Annotated in this window: 23 protein-coding genes; 21 read left to right on the top strand and 2 right to left on the bottom strand. The window is 36.5% G+C overall.

Going from position 1 to position 21,129, the window contains the following annotated elements; translation table 11 throughout:
• The 7 genes from atpE (at position 1) to atpC (ending at position 5,663) form a co-directional block, all read left to right on the top strand.
• A complete protein-coding gene (gene atpE, locus H964_RS01115) occupies positions 1-213 on the top strand; it encodes an ATP synthase F0 subunit C (RefSeq protein WP_083931411.1) in 213 nt (70 codons plus the stop codon).
• 106 nt (positions 214-319) lie between these two features.
• Complete coding sequence (atpF, locus tag H964_RS01110) at positions 320-811, top strand: F0F1 ATP synthase subunit B (RefSeq protein WP_039763955.1); 492 nt, start codon at positions 320-322, stop codon at positions 809-811.
• A 2-nt stretch (positions 812-813) separates the two neighbouring features.
• The gene (gene atpH / locus H964_RS01105) at positions 814-1,353 is read left to right on the top strand and encodes an ATP synthase F1 subunit delta (RefSeq protein WP_011917494.1); all 540 of its coding nucleotides are present in this window, start codon (positions 814-816) and stop codon (positions 1,351-1,353) included.
• A 15-nt stretch (positions 1,354-1,368) separates the two neighbouring features.
• Positions 1,369-2,892: a F0F1 ATP synthase subunit alpha gene (gene atpA, locus H964_RS01100; RefSeq protein WP_039763947.1), complete on the top strand. Its 1,524-nt coding sequence runs from the start codon at positions 1,369-1,371 to the stop codon at positions 2,890-2,892.
• Between the two features lie 12 nt (positions 2,893-2,904).
• Positions 2,905-3,783, top strand: coding sequence for an ATP synthase F1 subunit gamma (gene atpG, locus H964_RS01095; protein WP_039763941.1), 879 nt, complete (start codon positions 2,905-2,907; stop codon positions 3,781-3,783).
• A gap of 41 nt (positions 3,784-3,824) precedes the next feature.
• On the top strand, positions 3,825-5,228 hold the full coding sequence (gene atpD, locus H964_RS01090; RefSeq protein WP_039763939.1) for a F0F1 ATP synthase subunit beta: 1,404 nt from the start codon (positions 3,825-3,827) through the stop codon (positions 5,226-5,228).
• A 21-nt stretch (positions 5,229-5,249) separates the two neighbouring features.
• Entirely contained in the window at positions 5,250-5,663 is a 414-nt protein-coding gene (atpC, locus tag H964_RS01085; protein WP_039763938.1) for an ATP synthase F1 subunit epsilon, read from the top strand.
• A gap of 56 nt (positions 5,664-5,719) precedes the next feature.
• Here the strand turns inward: atpC and H964_RS01080 are convergent, their stop codons facing one another.
• The gene (locus H964_RS01080; RefSeq protein ID WP_039763935.1) at positions 5,720-6,232 is read right to left on the bottom strand and encodes a hypothetical protein; all 513 of its coding nucleotides are present in this window, start codon (positions 6,230-6,232) and stop codon (positions 5,720-5,722) included.
• A gap of 152 nt (positions 6,233-6,384) precedes the next feature.
• Here H964_RS01080 and H964_RS01075 point away from each other — a divergent pair, with 152 nt between their 5' ends.
• Genes H964_RS01075 through H964_RS01040 form a run of 8 tightly spaced genes read left to right on the top strand, consistent with a single transcriptional unit; the run spans position 6,385 to position 12,110 of the window.
• Complete coding sequence (locus tag H964_RS01075) at positions 6,385-7,236, top strand: DUF5685 family protein (protein ID WP_039763934.1); 852 nt, start codon at positions 6,385-6,387, stop codon at positions 7,234-7,236.
• Positions 7,236-7,811: a J domain-containing protein gene (locus H964_RS13295; protein WP_039763933.1), complete on the top strand. Its 576-nt coding sequence runs from the start codon at positions 7,236-7,238 to the stop codon at positions 7,809-7,811. The genes H964_RS01075 and H964_RS13295 overlap by 1 nt, the downstream gene beginning before the upstream one ends.
• Positions 7,812-7,824: 13 nt before the next feature.
• Positions 7,825-9,096 carry a M16 family metallopeptidase gene (locus H964_RS01065; protein WP_039763932.1) on the top strand — a complete coding sequence of 424 codons (1,272 nt, stop codon included), beginning with the start codon at positions 7,825-7,827 and terminating at the stop codon, positions 9,094-9,096.
• Positions 9,097-9,114: 18 nt separating this feature from the next.
• On the top strand, positions 9,115-9,555 hold the full coding sequence (gene dut / locus H964_RS01060) for a dUTP diphosphatase (RefSeq protein ID WP_039763930.1): 441 nt from the start codon (positions 9,115-9,117) through the stop codon (positions 9,553-9,555).
• Between the two features lie 29 nt (positions 9,556-9,584).
• Entirely contained in the window at positions 9,585-9,821 is a 237-nt protein-coding gene (locus H964_RS01055) for a hypothetical protein (RefSeq protein WP_039763994.1), read from the top strand.
• Complete coding sequence (locus H964_RS01050; protein ID WP_039763929.1) at positions 9,818-10,408, top strand: hypothetical protein; 591 nt, start codon at positions 9,818-9,820, stop codon at positions 10,406-10,408. Before H964_RS01055 ends, H964_RS01050 begins: the two co-directional genes overlap by 4 nt.
• Complete coding sequence (locus tag H964_RS01045) at positions 10,405-10,893, top strand: Lrp/AsnC family transcriptional regulator (protein WP_039763928.1); 489 nt, start codon at positions 10,405-10,407, stop codon at positions 10,891-10,893. The genes H964_RS01050 and H964_RS01045 overlap by 4 nt, the downstream gene beginning before the upstream one ends.
• Positions 10,890-12,110 (top strand): aminotransferase class I/II-fold pyridoxal phosphate-dependent enzyme, encoded by a 1,221-nt coding sequence (locus H964_RS01040; RefSeq protein WP_039763927.1) that lies wholly within the window; start codon positions 10,890-10,892, stop codon positions 12,108-12,110. The genes H964_RS01045 and H964_RS01040 overlap by 4 nt, the downstream gene beginning before the upstream one ends.
• On the opposite strand, the gene H964_RS01035 is transcribed toward H964_RS01040, so the two are convergent.
• The gene (locus H964_RS01035; RefSeq protein WP_039763926.1) at positions 12,052-12,930 is read right to left on the bottom strand and encodes an RluA family pseudouridine synthase; all 879 of its coding nucleotides are present in this window, start codon (positions 12,928-12,930) and stop codon (positions 12,052-12,054) included. The two genes, H964_RS01040 and H964_RS01035, sit on opposite strands and share 59 nt — an antisense overlap.
• Positions 12,931-13,044: 114 nt before the next feature.
• Here H964_RS01035 and era point away from each other — a divergent pair, with 114 nt between their 5' ends.
• The 6 genes from era (at position 13,045) to gap (ending at position 21,074) form a co-directional block, all read left to right on the top strand.
• Positions 13,045-13,947 (top strand): GTPase Era, encoded by a 903-nt coding sequence (gene era, locus H964_RS01030; RefSeq protein WP_039763925.1) that lies wholly within the window; start codon positions 13,045-13,047, stop codon positions 13,945-13,947.
• A 6-nt stretch (positions 13,948-13,953) separates the two neighbouring features.
• Positions 13,954-14,688, top strand: a complete 735-nt coding sequence (gene recO, locus H964_RS01025; RefSeq protein ID WP_039763924.1) for a DNA repair protein RecO — start codon at positions 13,954-13,956, stop codon at positions 14,686-14,688.
• Between the two features lie 54 nt (positions 14,689-14,742).
• Positions 14,743-16,038: a glycine--tRNA ligase gene (locus H964_RS01020; RefSeq protein ID WP_307189050.1), complete on the top strand. Its 1,296-nt coding sequence runs from the start codon at positions 14,743-14,745 to the stop codon at positions 16,036-16,038.
• 111 nt (positions 16,039-16,149) lie between these two features.
• Positions 16,150-18,801 carry a pyruvate, phosphate dikinase gene (gene ppdK, locus H964_RS01015; RefSeq protein WP_083931410.1) on the top strand — a complete coding sequence of 884 codons (2,652 nt, stop codon included), beginning with the start codon at positions 16,150-16,152 and terminating at the stop codon, positions 18,799-18,801.
• Between the two features lie 167 nt (positions 18,802-18,968).
• Entirely contained in the window at positions 18,969-19,991 is a 1,023-nt protein-coding gene (locus H964_RS01010) for a sugar-binding transcriptional regulator (RefSeq protein ID WP_039763917.1), read from the top strand.
• A gap of 69 nt (positions 19,992-20,060) precedes the next feature.
• A complete protein-coding gene (gap, locus tag H964_RS01005) occupies positions 20,061-21,074 on the top strand; it encodes a type I glyceraldehyde-3-phosphate dehydrogenase (RefSeq protein ID WP_039763988.1) in 1,014 nt (337 codons plus the stop codon).
• Positions 21,075-21,129: the final 55 nt, after the last annotated feature.

Raw genomic sequence — 21,129 nt, 5'->3', positions numbered from 1 at the left:
TTGACAGCATTAGCAGCAGGTATTGCAATGCTTGCAGGATTGGGTGTAGGTATAGGCATTGGTATTGCAACTGCTAAAGCAGCAGAATCTGTAGGAAGACAGCCAGAAGCATTTGGAAGAATTTTCCCAATATTTTTGCTTGGTGCTGCTTTGGCAGAGGCAGTAGCTATTTACAGTTTGGTTGCTGCATTTATGTTAATTTCAAAGATTTAAACGCTCTCCAGTTGGGTTGGGGAGCGTCATCTCTTTATTTTCAAAATTAAAAATTGTGGTTAACATATAGATTTCTGCAAAATCCAAAAAGGAGATGAGCATATATATGTTTGACCTTGCAATTTTCGAAAATATGTTCTTTTGGGCAGTTATTAACTTTTTGATACTTTACCTGGTTTATAGAATATTCTTCTTCAAAAAGGTAACTGCTTTTATGGAAAAACGCGCAAACATGATTCAAGAGCAGCTTGACTTTGCTGCAAAGTCAAAAGAAGAGGCTATAAAATTGAAAGAAGAGTACGAAAATATTTTATCTCAGGCACATGCGAAGGCAAACGAGATAGTCCAAAACGCTGTGATTGAAGCTCAAAAGCAGGCTGACAAGATTATTGAAGATGCCAAGCTTGAGGCAAACAAGATTATTGAAAATGCTCTCAAGCAGCTTGAGATTGAGAAGAAAAAACAAATCAATGAACTTAAAAACCAGTTTGTCTCAATTGCTCTTCTTGCTGCATCTAAGGTTATTGAAAAGAATTTAAACACTGAAGAAAATAGGAAAATAGTTGAGAATATATTTGACGAGGCAGGGGTTGCTTAAAAATGTTGCCAGCAAAAAGATATGCTGAAGGGTTACTTAAGCTTGCTCAAGAAGAGGGAAAGCTTGAGAAGTTTTATGAAGACCTTTTTAAAATATATGACTTGTTTAAGACAAATAAACAGTTTGTAGATGTCTTATTTGACCTTGAGATGAAAGTATCTAATAAAAAAGAGAAGATAAAACAATTTCTTGATGAAAGCATTGATAGATATATTGTCAATCTCATTTGTTTGCTAATCGACAAACGAAGAGAGACTTTACTTCCATATATACCTTTTTATTATAAGGAAATGTATGACAAGATAATAGGTAATGTGGAAGTTGAAGTGATTGTATCAGAAGAAGTTGACGAAGGCGTTCTTAGAAAGATATCAAACTGGCTTTTGAAAAGGTATGATGTTAAAAATCCGCGCTTTAAAGTTAAGGTTGATAGAAGTATCATTGGAGGAATAAAACTTTTATTCAACAATATTGAGGTCGACGCTACAATTAAAGGTGCATTGGATTCGATAAAAAAAGAACTTATCCAGAATGCTATTTAGGGGTGATGATTTAAGATGGTTGATGTAACTATAAGACCAGATGAGATTGCCTCAATCATAAAAGAGCAAATAAAAAACTATGAAAAGAAGATAGAAACAAATGACGTTGGCGTTGTGATTATGTCAGGAGATGGTATTGCGAGAATACACGGCCTTGACAATTGTATGGCTGGTGAGCTTTTAGAATTTCCTAACAACGTTTATGGAATGGCGCTTAACTTGGAAGAAGACAATGTTGGGTGCGTTATTTTAGGAAATGACAGGGAAATCAAAGAAGGTACAATTGTCAAGAGAACAGGCAGAGTAGTAGAGGTACCTGTTGGGGAAGAGCTTTTAGGTAGAGTTGTAAATGCCTTGGGTCAGCCTATTGATGGTTTGGGTCCAATCAATGCAACAAAGTACAGACCGGTTGAGAGGATAGCGCCAGGCGTTATTGAAAGAGAGCCTGTTAAAACTCCACTTCAAACAGGCATTATGGCAATTGATGCCATGATTCCAATTGGAAGAGGTCAGAGAGAACTTATTATTGGAGACAGACAAACAGGGAAAACTGCTATTGCAATTGATACAATCATTAATCAAAAAGACCAGGGAGTATACTGCATCTATGTAGCGATTGGTCAAAAGGCATCAACTGTTGCGCAGATAGTGCACACATTAAAGGAATATGGGGCAATGGACTATACAATTGTTGTGAGCGCAACTGCGAGTGACTCAGCACCACTTCAGTTCTTAGCGCCTTATGCAGGCTGTGCAATGGGAGAAGAGTTTATGGAATCTGGAAAAGATGCTCTTATAGTTTACGATGACTTATCAAAACACGCAGTTGCATACAGGGCAATGTCACTTCTTTTGAGACGACCACCTGGCCGTGAAGCATATCCGGGGGATGTTTTTTACCTTCATTCAAGACTTTTAGAAAGAGCTGCAAAGTTAAATAGCCAGCGTGGTGGAGGTTCTCTTACAGCTTTACCTATCATTGAGACACAAGCTGGTGATGTTTCAGCATATATTCCCACAAATGTCATTTCAATAACTGATGGCCAGATATATCTTGAAAGTGAGCTGTTTTACGCTGGTATAAGGCCCGCGATAAATGCAGGTATATCAGTTTCAAGAGTAGGTGGCAATGCTCAGATAAAGGCTATGAAGAAAGTTGCAGGAAGATTGAGACTTGACTTGGCACAGTACAGAGAACTTGAAGCTTTCGCTCAGTTTGGTTCAGAGCTTGACAAATCAACTCGTGAAAGACTTGCCCAAGGTCAGCGAATTGTAGAGACACTAAAACAGCCTCAATACAAGACACTACCTGTTTGGCACCAAGTTGTCATCCTTTATAGTGCAGTAAATGGGTATTTAATGGATATAGAAGTAAATAAAGTTAGAGAATTTAATGAGAAATTAGTCCAATACATCTCTGCAAACTATCCGCAAATATTTGATTCTATAAAAGAGACAAAGGACTTGACGCCTGAGAATGAAGAACTGTTAAAGAAGGTAATTAGCGAGTTCAAAGAGAGATTTAAAAGTAGCAAGTAGGTGAAATCAAAGATGGCAAACAAAACAAGGTGGATAAAGTCAAGGATTAGAAGTGTCAATGAGACGAAAAAGATTACAAGAGCTATGTATCTCATCTCTGCATCTAAGATGAAAAGGTCACGAGATAGACTTGACAGTACCAGACCATATTTTGAAAAAATAAACGAATTTATGAAAGATCTTGTGATACATGGTATGGAGACAAATCACATTCTCTTTGAAGGGTCATATAAAGAGGGACAAAAAGAGATTGGGGTAATTGTAATTAGTGGTGACAAAGGGCTGTGTGGCGGTTACAATGCAAATGTTATAAGAAGCGCTTTGAATTTGTACGAAAAGATTTCAAAAGAGGGAGAAGTATTATTTTTTCCAATAGGCATTGTTGGAAAAAATTTTTTATTCCGCCATGGTTACAAAGTAGAAGAAAATTTTAATTATCAGACTCAGTCTGTGTCTGTAAAAGTTGCAAAGGTGATTGCACAAAATGTTGTAAAAAAGTACTATAGAGGAGATATTCATGAGCTTTATATCATATATACCAAGCTAATTTCCACAATCAAACAAGATGTAGTTGTAAAGAAACTTCTTCCTCTTGATCCAAGTGAATTTGTGTCTGGTGAGGTTAAGAAAGATGAGACAATAAGATATGAACCAACCCCAACAGATGTGCTTAATGTTGTTATATATGAATATCTAAAAGGTATAATCTTTGGGGCAATGATGGACTCATATGTAAGTGAACTTGCTGCAAGGATGACAGCAATGGACAATGCAACAAAAAGTGCAGATGAAATGATACAAAAACTCGTGTTAAAGCTCAATCGGGAACGCCAGGCAGTGATTACTCAGGAGATATCAGAGATAATAAGTGGTGCAGCTGCTTTGAAATAAGTAACTATTTAAACTTGATTTTAAAGGGAGTGTAGCCAAAGATGGAACAAAATGTTGGTTATGTTGTTCAAATAATTGGTCCTGTAGTAGATGTGAGGTTTGAAAGTGGTAACCTTCCAGCTATTAATAATGCAATTGAGATTCATTTTGATGGAAAGACGCTTGTTGCAGAGGTTGCCCAGCATTTGGGCAATGATACTGTTCGCTGTGTTGCTTTGGGTTCAACTGACGGGCTCAGAAGAGGTGTAAAGGCAATTGATACAGGTGGACCCATTAAAGTTCCTGTTGGAAGAGGGACGTTGGGGAGAATATTCAATGTTTTAGGCCAGCCAATTGACAACAAAGGCGAAGTACAGGCCGCGGACTACTGGCCAATTCACAGAAGTGCACCTTCATTTGAAGAACAGGTGCCTGCAGTAGAGATTTTTGAGACAGGAATTAAGGTTATAGACCTCTTAGCACCATATGCAAAAGGTGGGAAGATTGGTCTTTTTGGTGGTGCAGGTGTTGGCAAGACTGTTCTCATCATGGAGCTTATCAGAAATATTGCAACAGAACATGGTGGATTTTCAATATTCACTGGGGTTGGTGAACGAACAAGAGAGGGAAATGACCTTTGGCTTGAGATGAACGAATCAGGTGTTATAGAGAAGACAGTTTTGGTCTTTGGCCAAATGAACGAGCCACCAGGGGCAAGAATGCGAGTTGCCCTCACTGGTCTTACCATGGCCGAGTATTTCCGTGATGTAGAAGGGCAGGATGTGCTTTTGTTTATTGACAACATTTTCAGATTTATCCAAGCAGGTTCTGAAGTATCAGCGCTGTTAGGAAGAATCCCCTCAGCTGTTGGGTATCAGCCAACACTTGCAAACGAGGTCGGCGCTTTGCAAGAGAGGATAACCTCTACAAAAAGAGGATCAATAACCTCTGTTCAAGCAATCTATGTTCCGGCTGATGACCTCACTGACCCAGCACCTGCTACTACATTTGCTCACCTTGATGCAACAACTGTTTTGTCAAGACAGATTGCTGAGCTTGGTATATATCCTGCAGTTGACCCGCTTGACTCTACATCACGAATACTTGACCCACGAATTGTGGGTGAAGAGCACTATTATGTTGCAAGGACAGTCCAGCAGATTTTGCAAAGGTATAAAGAACTTCAGGATATCATTGCAATATTGGGTATGGATGAGCTTTCTGAAGAAGACAAATTGATTGTCTACAGAGCAAGAAAGATTCAGAGATTTCTTTCTCAGCCGTTCTTTGTTGCTGAAGCTTTCACAGGAAGACCTGGAAGATATGTCAAGCTGAAAGATACAATAAGAGGATTTAAAGAAATAATTGAGGGCAGAATGGACCATATCCCTGAGCAGTATTTCTACATGGTTGGAACAATTGATGAGGTTTATGAGAACTATGAAAAGGACATGAAGGGTAAATAAGTTTTGAGGTGATACTGCAAAATGTCAACATTTGAATTAGAAGTTTTGCAACCTGAGAGAGTCTTTTTTAAAGACAAAGTAGAGATGATAGTTATTCGTGCAATAGATGGAGAAATAGGTATAATGGCAGGACATGAACCAATTGTCACACCCATTGGAATTGGAAAACTTAGGATAAAAAAGGATGGAAAATGGCGCGAGGCAGCAATTGCGGGAGGTATTCTTGAAGTTAACCGAAACAAGGTTGTTATCTTGACTGACGCTGTTGAGTGGCCAGAGGAAATAGACAGACAAAGAGCTTTAGCTGCGAAAGAAAGAGCTGAAAAGAAACTTCAGCAAAAACTTCCGCCAGATGAGTTTGAAAGATATCAGGCAGCTTTGTATAGAGCTATAAACAGGCTAAGAATGATTGAAGAACGTAAAAATGGTGACTAATATAAAAAGTGGGCTGTAAGTTTAATAAAACAGCCCACTTTTTTCTTTTATTTCGTTTATTTTTTCTTTTTACTTTTCTTTTTTTCACCTTTTCCTTCTTTCTTGGTCTTATTGGTAGTCTCTTTTTCTTTTGCAGGCTCGCTATGTTCTTCCTCTTCCTCATCTTCCTTAACTTCTTCGTCTTCTAACAGCACTTCCTCGTCCACATCTAATTCTTCAAAATCTAATGGAGTGTCCACAAGGTCAATTTCTTCATCTGGTAGTTCTGTCAGAATATCTGGTTCTATATCTACAAAGTCGCTTTCGAAATTCTCTGGCTCTGGTTCTTTCAATGCATCTTCTTCTATCTCAGCGTCATCAACAACACCTGTTAAAAGTCTTTCTTCAAAACAAGAATCACACATGTCTTGGTCCTCTGGAATATACTCCTCATGGCAGTATGGACAAAGTTTCATGTTTTCTTCTGTGACCTTTTTTAGCTGCTCTAAATCCCTTTTGCAAATAGGGCAGAGGTCTTCCTCCTCAGGTATTCTGTTTAACTCACATCTTGGACAGTATTTATAACCCATCTTCTTTTTCCCCCTAAAAAGTTGATTTGCTATCAAAATAATATTAATTAGTCTTATGAAAAAAATCAACTAAATTTTACTTAACAACAGCCTTTATTTTTGCTACTATAAAAACATAAAGAAAATAAAGACGTAAGGGGAAGCTTTCTAAGTTGTTTGGATATGTCGTGCCGTATAAGCCCGAACTTAAAATACGAGATTACAATTATTATAAAGCAATCTACTGTGGAATATGTCTGCAGACAAAAAAGATTGGTAATATTCCGAGAGTATTTTTAAATTACGATTTTGTGTTTTTATACCTGATTTTAAAAGAGCATTTTAACATACAAGAAGAATTCGGCAATACAAGATGTATCGCTCATCCTCAAAAAAAGGGAGTATTTATCAAATCAAATAAAATTTTAGAGTATGTAAGCGACCAAATGGTGATGTTGAGTTTTTTAAAACTCTATGATGATTATGTTGACGAAAAACGACTTATAAGTTTTACTTTATACAATGTGTTAAGACCATATCTCAAAAAGATAACAAGAATGTATCCTACATCGTTTAAAAAGATAAAAGAACTATTTGAGAAGCAACTTTTGCTTGAAAAATCAGAATGTCAAAACATTGATGAGGTGGCACACAATTTTGGCCAGATTTTGGCTGAGATTTTTGCATACAATAACGATCCAAAGTTGAGAGAGATAGGTTTTTATACTGGTGTTTGGATATACCTTGTTGATGCCATTGATGACTATATTGATGATGTGAAAAAAAAGAGATATAATTGTTTGAAATATCATCTTCAAAGGTGCAAAGAGAACAGTGCTCTATTTGAAAGAGAGATAAGTATCCTTAAAGTGAGTTTAGATAATTATCTTGCCAGATTGAATGGACTTATAAAAGGGTATAATAATCAGTTGTTAGACAATATAGTTCAACTTGGAATGTACTCAAAGACAGAAGAGGTAATAAACAAATTGAAAGCAAACTTTTTTAAGGAGTTGAAGATGTGATGAGAGACCCGTATGAGATTTTAGGTGTGAGAAAAGGTGCAACAAAAGAAGAGATTAAAAAAGCTTATCTTGAGCTTGTTAAAAAGTATCATCCAGATAAATTTAAAGACAACCCACTGCGTGAACTTGCGGAAGAGAAGTTAAAGGAGATTAATGAAGCATATAATATACTTATGAATGATCAATACTCAAGCTATGAGTATTCTACATATGACCAAAATTCTATTTACCAGCAAGCAAGAGATTTAATTGCGCAAGGCAATTTAAGTGCAGCAGAGAACTTGCTCAATCAAAACCCACAAAATGATGCAGAGTGGTTTTACTTAATGGGAATAATATATCAAAAAAGAGGGTGGATAAATCAAGCCTACAGGTATTTTGTTGAGGCATATAGTCGTGACCCCAGCAATTTTGAATACAGACGTGCAAAAGAACAGTTTGAGACAACCTCAAGAAATTACGAATGGTCAGCATATAACAGGGGTTATAGACGCCATGATGACTGTGATATATGTACAATATGTCAGATAATCGCCTGCTGGGAATGTTGTTGTGACAATGACGTTGGTTGCTGAGGAGGTAGAATGGTTGATAAATCTCTACAAACTTGACAACAATCTTCGGCTCGTGTATGAAAAAGTAGATACTGTAAAGACAGTAAGTGTTGGAGCATGGATATTAGCAGGTTCAAGGTATGAGACTAAAAGTGAGAATGGGATTTCTCATTTTATCGAGCATATACTTTTTAAAGGTACAAAAAATAGAAGCTCCAAAGAAATAGTCTATGAAATAGAATCCATAGGTGGGCAAATAAACGCGTTTACTGCAAAAGAGTATACTTGTTTTTATGTAAGAGTATTAGACGAGTTTTTGGAAAAAGCATTTGAAATCCTGTCTGATTTACTTCTAAATCCTCTAATAAATCCAGAGGATATTGAGAAAGAAAAAACTGTTATAATTGAGGAAATTAATATGTCAAAAGATGACCCGGAAGAAATTTTGTACCAAGCATTAAATGATTTGATATGGAAAGGGGAAACGTTATCATATCCAATAATTGGGAAAGAATCTACTGTAAAAAGGATTGACAGAAACAAGATATTAAATTTTATGAGAAAGAGATATAAGCCCGAAAATGTAGTGATTTCAGTGGCTGGCAACTTTGATGAAGCCCATCTTATAGATTTATGTGAAAGATATTTTGGTAGTTGGGAAAGATATTTAAAATCAAAAGACACGAATAACTCATCAGAACCTATCTTCAAAAGGGGAGCAGTTATAAAGTCAAAGAAGAGTGACCAAGCCCAAATTGCAATAGCGTTTGAAGGTTTTGGCCAAGAAGATGAAAATGTTTACAAGTTGTTAGTAGTTTCAAACATACTTGGTGGTGGAATGAGTTCAAGACTTTTTCAGAAGATAAGAGAAGAACTTGGACTTGTATACAGTATAAATTCTTTTGTCAGCACTTACAAAGATGTAGGGATGCTAATAGTGTACGCTGGCACAAATCCCAAGAATATAGGAGTGGTTTATAAAGAGATTCTTAACCAGATTAAACTCCTGATAAGAGGAAACTTGACTCCTGATGAGGTAGAGGTTGCAAAACAGCAGATAAAAGGAAGTATAATTTTTGGATTGGAGAACACAAGTAGCAGGATGTCAAACCTTGGGAAGAATATGCTACTTTTAAATAGAATAATTGAAATGCAGGAGATAATTAATATGATTAATTCTATTAAATTCGACCAAGTTATGGACATAGTAAGAGAAGTATTGACAAAAGAGTTTTCTGTAGCTGTTGTGGGAAACAAAAAAGAGATAGATAGTAAAATTTTTGAGGAGAGACTTGTAACCGAATGAAAAAGGGGAGGAAGACAGATGATTTTAAAGATAAAAAGGGCAGATGATGCAAAAGATTTACCTTTGCCTCAATACGCTTCAGCTGGTTCTGCCGGGATGGACCTTTTTGCTTGTGTGGAGAATGAAGTGGTCATCAACCCTGGTGAGATAAAGCTTATCAGAACAGGGATATACATAGAGCTTCCAGATGGCTATGAAGCTCAGATAAGACCACGAAGCGGGCTTGCATTAAAATATGGCATTACAATTTTAAATTCCCCTGGAACAATTGACAATGACTACAGAGGAGAGATATGTATAATCTTGATTAATCTTGGGAAAGAGCCGTTTGTAGTAAAAAGAGGTGATAGAATAGCTCAGATGGTGATATGCAAGTATGAAAAGGCGAGAATAGAGGAGGTTTACAAACTTTCTGAAACAGAGCGTGGAGATGGTGGTTTTGGTTCAACCGGTATTTGAACAATTTCGAAAAAGAGGTGGTATCAAGATTGCTTTTGAGTAATATAAAAAATTCAAAGCCTATTGTGTGTCAGCATTCAGGAAAGATTATAGGCAATTCAAATGACATAGAAGTTTTGATTGACAATGATGGAAATATTTGTGGCATAGAGATTAGAAAAAGGCGAAATTTCCGATGGGAGAAAGAATTTATTGGATGGGAAAATATAGTTGTAATTGGTGATGATGTGATAATTGTAAACATAAAAGAGGGGGAGCTTGAATGATACTTCCAACCTCCTTTTTTGGATACTCAAAAGTTGAGGTAAGGGCGTATATTGAAAAGTTAAATGAAGATTTTAAAAACCAATCTTACAAGCTTGAAAACCAAAAAGAACTACTTATAAAAGAAAACGAAAGACTTAAAAAGGAGATTGAGAGGTTAAGTCTTCAGCTGTCTTCCGTACATGTCAAAGACATAAGCTGCTACCAAAGATTTGTTGATGAGTACTTTTTTAATGAATGGAAGGAATATTATTCAAAAAAGGCTTCAGAGGTTGAAGCTGAATATTCAAAAAGCTTAGAAGAGCTTGAAAAAATTAAAGAGAATACACTTAATCACATCTTGTACATAAAAAAGCAGAAAGAAAAAACCATTAAAAAACTAAAAGAGACTGTAGATGATATAGAAAGTTTACTTAATAATGAAGAAGAGTTATCTTTAAGGAAATTGCGAAGAGATTTTTACGTTGACGGTAACCTTATTTTACCATCAGGTATCATTATAAACCATGAAGTGATTGAAAATATGAAGGAAAGAGGATTTTTGATAGAATTTTTGAAACATCTTGCAAAGGAGGATGAAGATATATGAACACAGAAATAAAGGTTTTAGAACTTCTTGAGCAAAACCCAAAGCTCTCTGCAGAAGAAATTGCCATTATGCTAAATGAAAAGAAAGAGGAGATTGAAAGAGTAATTAAAAAGCTTGAAGATGAAAAGGTAATAGTCAAGTATCACACAATTGTCAATTGGGAAAAGACAGAAAAAGAGGTGGTGGAAGCAATAATTGAGGTAAAGGTAACTCCTCAAAGAGGTGTTGGATACGATGCAATTGCAAAAAGGATATACAAATTTCCAGAGGTCAAGGCGGTTTATCTTCTTTCTGGAAATTATGACTTACATGTAATTGTTGAAGGAAAGACAATGAAAGATATTGCCCATTTTGTAGGTTCTAAACTTGCACCGCTTGAATATGTTTTGTCTACAGCAACCCACTTTATAATGAAAAAATACAAAGACGCAGGGGTAATCTTAGAAGATGGTGAGAAGGATGACAGGGAGGTAATAACACCGTGAACTTAGAAAGATTTCTATCAAGGTCTGTTCAAAGTGTTCCACCTTCTGGTATTCGAAAATTCTTTGATATCGTCTCTGAAATGAAAGACGCTCTTTCGCTTGGCGTTGGGGAGCCAGACTTTGTTACACCCTGGAGTATAAGAGATATGGGCATATACTCTATTGAAGAAGGGCATACACATTACACATCAAACTATGGACTACTTGAACTCAGAAAAGAAATCAGCAATTACCTAAAGAGAAGATTTGACCTTAACTACCCCAATTATAGAGAACAAATTTTAGTTACAGTTGGTGCAAGTGAAGCTATTGACATTGCACTAAGAAGTATTATAAATCCTGGCGATGAGGTATTAATTCCTGAACCTTCATTTGTTTCTTATAAACCCTGTACAATTTTTGCAGGGGGTATTCCTGTTGAGGTTCCGACAAAAGCAGAAAATGATTTTAAACTTCGAGCAGATGATATAATTCCTAAAATTACACCACGGACAAAAGCTCTAATACTTTCATATCCAAATAATCCAACAGGCGCAATTATGACTAAAGAGGACTTAAAAGAGCTTGTCGATGTTTTGAAGGATAAAGACATTATTGTTATTTCAGATGAAATATATGCTGAGCTTACATATGAGGGTGAACATGTTTCTATTGCCAATTTTCCAGAGATGAAAGATAAAACAATACTAATAAACGGTTTTTCGAAGGCGTTTGCAATGACAGGTTGGAGACTTGGGTTTGTTGCAGCAAATGAGGTTTTTATAAAAGCAATGGCAAAAGTACATCAGTACATTATAATGAGTGCTCCCACGTTTTCCCAGTACGCTGCAATTGAAGCCTTACGTAGTGGGGCAGCTGAAGTTGAAAAGATGAGAGAGGAGTACAATCGCCGAAGACGATATATGGTGAGTAGGTTCAATAAGATGGGACTTGAATGTTTTGAACCAAAAGGAGCGTTTTATGTCTTTCCCTCAATAAAATCAACTGGACTTTCATCAGAAGTGTTTGCTGAGAAGCTTTTGTATCAGCAAAAGGTAGCCGTTGTACCAGGAACTGCATTTGGAAGTTGTGGAGAGGGGTTTATCAGGTGCTCATATGCATATTCAATAGAAACTATAAAAGAGGCTTTAGACAGAATAGAAAAGTTTGTAACAAATTTTAAAGCTCCAACTCACAGCCAAGAAACTCAGAAAAATAGTGTGGTAGTGGAGCAGTGATATTGTATTGTCTTTCTATTAAGTTAAAATCAAACTTTATTGAATATGCATGAAGCAATAGCGGAAAGTCTTTATATTTTCCTGTTCCATAAAGAACATCACCAACAATAGGATAACCAATTGATGCCAAATGTACTCTTAACTGATGTGTACGGCCAGTAATAGGCTTTAGTTTCAAGATTGAGTAGTTACTTTTGTAGGCAATTACTTCGTAGTAGGTGATTGCATAATCACCATCTTCATTAATTTCTCTTTTTATTCCATCATTTGACCTGCTGATGGGTTTTTCTATAAACCCACTTTTTTTTGTCAAAATTCCATCCACCACAGCTATATATGTTTTCTCAATTGTCCTTTTTTCAAATTCCGAAGAAACTATACTGTGAAAGTAAGAGTTTTTGGCAAATACTACAATTCCAGAAGTGTCTTTGTCTAACCTGTTTATTATATGTGACGTAACTCCTTGAGAATTTAAATACCACTCAACATTATTTGCAAGAGTGTCAAAGTAATGGCCTTTAGATGGATGTGATGGAATACCAGATGGCTTGTTTACAAACAAAAAGAATTGATCTTCAAATAAAATATCAATACTACCTTTTATTGGAACTATATTTGAATAGATATCCTTTAGTTCAAGCTCTATTATTGACTCGGCAGTTGGGTGTTGATTGATTGAAAAAATTGGTGGTATAAACCTTATTTGTCCATTTGATTTTAGCTTGCTTAAAAGGGTTGATGAGAGAAATAACTTTTTTCTTAGAATTTCTTTGTATGTCATATTCAAATCCTCTTTTTTTATGACGTATACAAGTCTCATAATAAATTATTTTTCACCCTTCCTGTTAAAAATTGAACACATATGATATGATAATTTAAAGGGAGATTAAATACAATAATCTTTTTAATAATAAACGATGAGGTGATATCATTAATGGCATTTAAGTCAGGATTTGTAGCATTGATAGGACGTCCAAACGTTGGTAAATCAACGCTAATGAATTACTTTGTGGGAAAAAAAATTTCAATAATCTCACCGAAACCACAGACAACAAGAAATAGCATAAAAGGAATACTGACCCTGAATGATGCACAGGTAATATTTATTGATACACCTGGTGTTCACCCACCTAAGAACAAACTTGGTGAATATATGGTAAAGGTTTCTGAAAAGACCCTAAAAGAAGTAGACTTAATCCTTTATATTATTGAAGCTACTGACAGTGGAATTGGTCCGTGGGATGAAACAATCTTAGAAAAGTTAAAAGAGGTTCAAACGCCTAAGATACTGGTTTTAAACAAGGCTGATTTAGCATCCAAGGAGAATATCGAGATTTTAAAAAGTCTTTTTTCAGGCAGATTAAGTTTTGAATTTATAATCGAGATAGCCGCAATCAATGGGTATAATTGTGATGTACTGTTAGAAAAAATCAAAATGCTATTGCCAGAAGGTCCAAAGTACTATCTTGACGATATGACAACAGATGTGAGAGAGAGCTTTATTGTCTCTGAAATAATCAGAGAAAAGATTTTGTTAAATCTTTCTGAAGAAGTACCACATGGTGTGGGAGTTTCGGTTGAAAGGTTTTCTGAAAGAGAAGATAAGGATATTTTAGATATAGAAGCAACTATCTATTGTGAAAAAGAATCCCACAAAGCAATAATTATTGGAAAAGGTGGACAAATGCTAAAGAAAATTGGAATGCAAGCGCGCGAAGAACTTGAAATGTTATTTGGAATAAAAGTTAATCTTCAGCTCTGGGTAAAGGTTAAGAAGAACTGGCGAGATGATATATCTGCAATGAAGATGCTGGGATATAACCTAAAAGAGGTCTGATGGATAATGAAATTCATAAAGGCAAAAGGCATTGTGCTAAAAGATGTAAATTTTGAAGAGTCAAGCAAGATCTTGACCATCTTAACATCCGAGCTTGGAAAGATCCAGGCACTTTCAAAAAATTGCAGACGAACATTGAGTCCTTTGAGTGCTGTATCACAGCCGCTTATATATTCAGAGTTTGTGTTTACAAAAACAAAGGAGATTTACTCTATATCATCAGCAAGTGTAATTGAATCGTTTTTTGACATTACTCAAAATGTTTACCTTACTATTTACTCCAGTTACCTTATAGAGCTTGTAGACAGCTTCATCCAGATTGAGCAAAAAAACGAGGACGTGCTAAGACTTCTTTTGAACTCACTGTATATGCTGAAAAAAGGGGCAGATCCTGAGACTATATGCAGAATCTTTGAGATTAAAATGTTAATCTTTACGGGATTTTTCCCTCAATTTACCCAATGTGTGAAATGTCAAAAGTCACACCTGAGCCGTATTTTTTTCTCTTTCAAAAATGGAGGTGTTGTCTGCACAGAGTGTAAAGAAGAAGATGATATGGAAGTAAATCTTGAAGTTGTTGAAAAAATCTTAATAATTGCTGCAACAGATTTGAAAAAGCTAAGTAAAATAAGAATTAGTAAAGGTTTGAATGACATATTGAAAACCTTAATGACCACATATATTAAATTAGTATTGCAAAAGGATGTCAAAATCCTTGATTTTTTTAAATTTATAAAATAAAATAGATTCGACTGTACAAAATAAATTGAAGGTGGTAAGGATAGTATGGTAACAATGGATGAGATAGTATCACTTTGCAAACGTCGAGGATTTATATTCCAATCAAGTGAAATATATGGCGGACTGAACAGCTGCTGGGATTATGGACCACTTGGCGTTGAGATGAAGAACAATATAAAAAGGCTTTGGTGGAAAGCAAATGTACAGCTAAGGGACGATGTTGTCGGACTTGACTCAAGTATATTAATGAATCCAAAGGTATGGGAAGCAAGTGGACATTTAACTAATTTTGCAGATCCTATGGCTGATTGCAAGGTTTGTAAAAAAAGATGGAGGACAGACCAACTTTCTGAGTATAAATGTCCTGAATGTGGTGGAGAACTTACAGAAGCAAGGATGTTTAATTTGATGTTTAAAACCTTCATGGGCCCTGTTGAGGATGAGTCTGCAGTTGTTTACTTGAGGCCTGAAACTGCACAAGGTATATTTGTTAACTTTTTAAATGTCCAGCAAACCATGAGAAAAAAACTTCCCTTTGGAATTGCCCAAATAGGAAAGTCGTTTAGAAATGAAATAACACCGGGCAATTTCATTTTCAGGACAAGGGAATTTGAACAGATGGAAATAGAATACTTTGTAAAACCTGGGACAGACGAGTACTGGCACAAACACTGGATCGAACAGAGAATAAATTGGTATTATAAACTGGGTATTAGAAAGGAAAACATAAGAATACGAGAGCATGGGAAAGATGAACTTGCGCATTATGCAAAGGCATGTGTTGATATTGAATATTTATTCCCAATGGGCTGGTCAGAGCTTGAAGGTATTGCAAATAGAACTGACTTTGACTTGTCGAGACATCAGGAATACAGTGGTCAGAATTTGACATATTTTGACGATGAGACAAAACAAAGGTATATTCCATATGTAATTGAACCCTCTGCGGGAGTTGACAGGTCGCTTCTTGCATTTTTAGTTGACGCATATGAAAATCAGAAGATTGACGAGAATGATTCAAGGATTGTACTGCACCTTCACCCTGCTATTGCTCCAGTTAAAGCAGGCATTTTCCCGCTTTTGAAAAAAGAAGAGCTTGTAAAAAAGGCAAAGGAGATTTACAATAACCTCAAATACAAGTGGATTGTCCAATATGATGAAAGTGGCAGCATAGGCAAACGATACAGACGCCAAGATGAGATAGGTACTCCATTTGGAATAACAGTAGATTATCAAACCTTAGAAGACAACACAGTGACTATAAGGGATAGAGATACAATGGAACAGGTAAGAGTTCATATTGAAGAGATAATTCCATATTTGGAAGAAAAGATTGAAATAAAGTTTTAAATAAAATATATTTTCAAACTGCAAAAATATGCTATAATAATTTATGTTGTAGTGCGCGAAATTTTATTTAACATATTTTTCCAATCAAATTTCACATAGGAGGGATTTATATTGAGCAAAAAGAAATATGTGTACATGTTCTATGAAGGGAACAAAGATATGAGAGAGCTTCTTGGAGGGAAAGGTGCTAATCTTGCTGAGATGACAAATCTTGGACTTCCAGTTCCTCCAGGCTTTACCGTAACAACAGAAGCGTGTACAAGATATTACGACGAAGGCGAAAAGATAGCTGAGGAGATTGTAGAAGAAATCTTTGAAAAGTTAGCTGAACTTGAAAAGATTACAGGTAAGAAATTTGGAGATCCAAGCAATCCACTTCTTGTTTCTGTTCGAAGCGGTGCAAGAGTTTCAATGCCGGGTATGATGGACACTATCTTGAACCTTGGTATCAATGATGAAGTTGTCGAAGGTTTGGCAAAGCTTACAAATAATGAGAGATTTGCTTATGACTCATACAGAAGATTTATCCAGATGTTTTCAGATGTTGTTATGGGAATTGAGAAAGGCAAGTTTGAAAAGATACTCGATGAAGTAAAAGAAAAGTATGGTGCAAAGTATGATACAGATTTGACTGCTGAGCACTTAAAAGAAGTAGTTGTAAAGTATAAAGAGCTCTACAAGGCAGAAAAAGGCGAAGACTTTCCACAAGATCCAAAAGTACAGCTTTTAGAAGCAGTAAAGGCAGTGTTCAGATCATGGAACAACCCAAGAGCAATTGTTTATAGAAGACTCAATGAGATTCCTCATGACTGGGGAACAGCTGTAAATGTCCAGATGATGGCATATGGTAACATGGGCAATGACTCTGGTACAGGTGTTGCCTTCACACGAAATCCAGCAACAGGTGAAAAAGAGTTATATGGCGAGTTCTTAATGAATGCTCAAGGTGAAGACGTTGTTGCGGGTATCAGAACACCACAACCAATTTCAGCTTTAAAAGAGACAATGCCAGAAGTTTACCAGCAGCTTGCTGACATTGCAAAGAAGCTTGAGACATACTACAAGGATATGCAAGATATGGAGTTCACAATTGAAAAAGGAAAACTCTATATGCTTCAGACAAGAAATGGTAAGAGAACAGCACAAGCAGCACTTAAAATTGCAGTTGACATGGTTGAAGAAGGGCTTATAACAAAAGAAGAAGCAATGTTGAAGGTTGATCCAAAACAGCTTGACACATTACTTCACCCAACATTTGAACCAAGTGCACTAAAAGCTGCAAAGCCAATTGCAAAAGGCCTCCCTGCATCACCAGGTGCAGCAACTGGTAAGATTTACTTTACAGCTGAAGAGGCAAAAGCAGCAGTTGAAAGAGGTGAAAAGAAGGTTATTCTTGTCAGAACAGAGACATCACCAGAAGACATTGAAGGTATGGTTGCAGCTCAAGGAATACTCACATCACGAGGTGGTATGACATCACATGCAGCAGTTGTAGCAAGAGGTATGGGCAAGTGCTGTGTTGCTGGTTGTGGGGATATATCAATTAATGAAGAGGAGAAATACTTTACGACACCAGATGGCAAAGTATATCGCGAAGGTGATTGGATTTCACTTGACGGCTCAACAGGGTATGTATACGAAGGTGAACTTCCGACAAAAGATCCAGAGCTCACAGGTTACTTTGCAACATTTATGCAATGGGCTGATGAGATAAGAAGACTAAAGGTCAGAGCAAATGCTGATACGCCAAGAGATGCTGCACAGGCAAGAAAGTTTGGTGCAGAAGGTATTGGTCTTTGCAGAACTGAGCACATGTTCTTTGAAGAAGACAGAATACCAGCTATGAGAGAGATGATTGTTGCAAGAACAGAAGAACAGAGAAGAAAAGCATTGAACAAACTTCTCCCAATGCAAAGAGGCGACTTTGAAGCCCTCTTCAGAGAGATGAAAGGTTATCCAGTTACAATAAGGCTTCTTGACCCACCATTGCATGAATTCTTACCAAAAGAAGATGATGCTATAAGAGAACTTGCAAAAGAAATGGGTCTCACATTTGAAGAACTAAAGTCAATTGTTCAAAGCTTGCATGAGCTTAACCCAATGCTTGGTCACAGAGGTTGTCGTTTGGCTGTGACATATCCAGAGATTGCTGAGATGCAAACAAGAGCTATAATTGAAGCAGCTATAAATGTAAAGAATGAGGGAATAGATGTTGTACCTGAGATAATGGTTCCACTTGTTGGTGAACTCAAAGAGCTCAAGTACATCAAAGACATCATTGTTAAAACTGCTGAAAAGATCATGGAAGAAAAGGGTGTAAAGATTGAGTATAAAGTTGGTACAATGATTGAAGTACCAAGAGCAGCACTTACTGCTGATGAGATTGCAAAAGAAGCGGAGTTCTTCTCATTTGGTACAAACGACCTGACACAGATGACATTTGGATTTTCCAGAGACGATATAGGCAAGTTCTTAGATGACTACTTTGAAAAGAAGATATTCGAAACAGATCCATTTGCAAGACTTGATGAAAAAGGTGTTGGCAAACTTATCAAGATGGCCGCAGAGCTTGGACGTAGCACCAGACTAGATATCAAACTTGGAATCTGTGGTGAGCATGGTGGCGATCCATCCAGCATTGAGTTCTGCCACAATGCAGGGCTTGACTATGTTTCATGTTCACCATTCAGAGTGCCAATAGCAAGACTTGCAGCTGCTCAAGCACAAGTAAAATCAAAGATGAAAGCATTTATAGATAAATAATAGTTAGAAGGGGCAAAAAGCAGAGGAGGGTATAAAAGAAGAAGTTGCCTTCCTCTGCTTTTTTTGCATGTATACACTTGAACAAAGCTTTAAAAGTGATATAATTAATAGTGGGACAAAACTATATGTGGGATGGATAAACCTGTCCCTGATGGAGTAATGATGAGATGGAAGATTTTCTTGAGCTTTTAAAAAGAGTAACACCTGAAGTAATAGAAATATTTGAAAGAAGGTATGACATATTAAAAAACGTGAAATATTATCAGCCAATTGGTAGAAGGATGTTAGCTGAAAGGGTAAAGCTTTCTGAAAGAATTGTAAGAAATGAAGTAGACATTTTAAGAAGTCTTGGGCTTTTAACCATAACAGAGAATGGTACATTTTTGACAAATGAAGGAGAAGATATTCTTGAAAAACTTTCTAATATAGTATATGATATAAAAGGGTTAGAAGCTTTAAGAGAGAGGGTAAAAGATATTTTAGGTGCGAAAGATATCATTGTAGTTCCAGGAAATGCTGATACAAATCCATATGTACTGAGGGAATTGGGTATTGCAGCGGGTAAGGTTATTCTCTCCCTCTTACCAGAAGTCAAGATAATTGCCGTTACAGGTGGACAGACGGTAAAAGAAGTTGTTGACAATTTCCCAAGATGCTCTTTTAAAGATATCTTGGTAGTTCCAGCAAGGGGCGGAATTGGACAAGAGGTTGAAAAACAAGCGAATACCCTGGCAGCAAGTTTAGCTAAAAAATTGGGTGGAAAGTATAAGCTTCTCCACCTTCCTGATACGATGGACGAAGAGATATATAAACTGATTGTGAGAAAAGAAGAGGTTCAAGATGTTTTAAATGACATTAACAATGCCGATATGTTGATATTTGGTATAGGCAATGCGATTGAAATGGCAAAGAGAAGAAAATTTGGCGAAGAGATGATAGAAAAACTAAAAGAAGTGGGAGCGATTGGTGAGATTTTTGGTTATTATTTTGACAAAGAGGGTAATATTGTCTATAGTACAACCACAGTAGGTATAAAACTTGAAAAAATTAAAAACATTAAATATATGATAGGAGTTGCGGGTGGCGCGCACAAGGCAGAGGCAATACTTTCATTAAATGGTATAAAACATAACACAATATTTGTCATTGACGAGGGGATTGCACGTAGAATTTTGAGTATAAAAGGGTAGTAACACTGCTGCAATTTTAAGGTTGCTGCAGTGTTAAAAATAAAAAAAAGAGAAAGGATGGTAGGTAAGATGGCTGTTAAGATTGGTATTAATGGTTTTGGAAGAATTGGTAGAAATGCTTTTAAGGCAATTTTGGCAAAATATCCAAATGAGTTTGAGGTTGTTGCGGTAAATGACTTGACTGATCCAAAAACTTTGGCACATCTTTTAAAATACGATTCATGTTATGGTATATTCAATGGGACTGTTGATTATACAGACACGTCAATCATTGTAAACGGCAAGGAAATAAAGGTCTTAGCTGAGAAAGATCCAGCAAACCTGCCATGGAAGGATTTAGGTGTTGAGGTTGTAATTGAGTCAACAGGTAGGTTTACAAAGAAGCAAGATGCAGAAAAGCACATCCAAGCAGGTGCAAAAAAGGTAATCATCACAGCTCCGGCAACAGATGAAGATATCACAATTGTTATGGGTGTTAACGAAGAGATGTACGACCCTGCTAAGCACCATGTAATTTCAAATGCATCCTGTACAACAAACTGTTTGGCACCTGTAACAAAAGTAATTGACAAACACTTCAAAGTAAAGAGAGGTCTTATGACAACAGTTCACTCTTACACAAATGACCAGCAGATATTGGATCTTCCACACAGGGATTTAAGAAGAGCAAGAGCAGCAGCACTTTCTATCATTCCAACAACAACTGGTGCAGCAAAGGCAGTAGCGCTCGTTCTTCCACACCTCAAAGGAAAACTCAATGGTTTTGCACTCAGAGTTCCAACTCCAACTGTTTCTGTTACAGACGTTGTTTTTGAGGTTGAAAAGCCAACAACAAAAGAAGAAGTAAACAGCGTTTTGAAAGCTGCTGCTGAAGGCGAATTAAAGGGTATTTTAGGATACAGCGAAGAGCCACTTGTTTCTGTTGACTACAAGGGTGATCCAAGGTCTTCAATAGTTGATGCTCTCTCAACAATGGTTATAGAAGATACACTTGTAAAGGTTGTTGCATGGTATGATAACGAATGGGGATACTCTAACAGAGTTGCTGACCTTCTGAACTACATTGTTAAGAAAGGGTTATAATGATTTTTAAAAAAGACTGGTCCGGCAAGAAGTAGTGAGAGTGCAGTTTTGCCCG

The organism is Caldicellulosiruptor sp. F32, from assembly GCF_000404025.1.
GTDB classification, from domain to species: Bacteria; Bacillota; Thermoanaerobacteria; order Caldicellulosiruptorales; family Caldicellulosiruptoraceae; genus Caldicellulosiruptor; species Caldicellulosiruptor saccharolyticus.
This window is presented reverse-complemented; position numbering and strand designations above follow the sequence as displayed.

Coding starts and splice junctions, on each gene's coding strand:
- atpF (WP_039763955.1), top strand. CDS start 320: ATGTTTGACCTTGCAATTTTCGAAAATATGTTCTTTTGGGCAGTTATT.
- atpH (WP_011917494.1), top strand. CDS start 814: ATGTTGCCAGCAAAAAGATATGCTGAAGGGTTACTTAAGCTTGCTCAA.
- atpA (WP_039763947.1), top strand. CDS start 1,369: ATGGTTGATGTAACTATAAGACCAGATGAGATTGCCTCAATCATAAAA.
- atpG (WP_039763941.1), top strand. CDS start 2,905: ATGGCAAACAAAACAAGGTGGATAAAGTCAAGGATTAGAAGTGTCAAT.
- atpD (WP_039763939.1), top strand. CDS start 3,825: ATGGAACAAAATGTTGGTTATGTTGTTCAAATAATTGGTCCTGTAGTA.
- atpC (WP_039763938.1), top strand. CDS start 5,250: ATGTCAACATTTGAATTAGAAGTTTTGCAACCTGAGAGAGTCTTTTTT.
- H964_RS01080 (WP_039763935.1), bottom strand. CDS start 6,232: ATGGGTTATAAATACTGTCCAAGATGTGAGTTAAACAGAATACCTGAG.
- H964_RS13295 (WP_039763933.1), top strand. CDS start 7,236: ATGAGAGACCCGTATGAGATTTTAGGTGTGAGAAAAGGTGCAACAAAA.
- dut (WP_039763930.1), top strand. CDS start 9,115: ATGATTTTAAAGATAAAAAGGGCAGATGATGCAAAAGATTTACCTTTG.
- H964_RS01050 (WP_039763929.1), top strand. CDS start 9,818: ATGATACTTCCAACCTCCTTTTTTGGATACTCAAAAGTTGAGGTAAGG.
- H964_RS01045 (WP_039763928.1), top strand. CDS start 10,405: ATGAACACAGAAATAAAGGTTTTAGAACTTCTTGAGCAAAACCCAAAG.
- H964_RS01035 (WP_039763926.1), bottom strand. CDS start 12,930: ATGAGACTTGTATACGTCATAAAAAAAGAGGATTTGAATATGACATAC.
- era (WP_039763925.1), top strand. CDS start 13,045: ATGGCATTTAAGTCAGGATTTGTAGCATTGATAGGACGTCCAAACGTT.
- recO (WP_039763924.1), top strand. CDS start 13,954: ATGAAATTCATAAAGGCAAAAGGCATTGTGCTAAAAGATGTAAATTTT.
- H964_RS01020 (WP_307189050.1), top strand. CDS start 14,743: ATGGATGAGATAGTATCACTTTGCAAACGTCGAGGATTTATATTCCAA.
- H964_RS01010 (WP_039763917.1), top strand. CDS start 18,969: ATGGAAGATTTTCTTGAGCTTTTAAAAAGAGTAACACCTGAAGTAATA.
- gap (WP_039763988.1), top strand. CDS start 20,061: ATGGCTGTTAAGATTGGTATTAATGGTTTTGGAAGAATTGGTAGAAAT.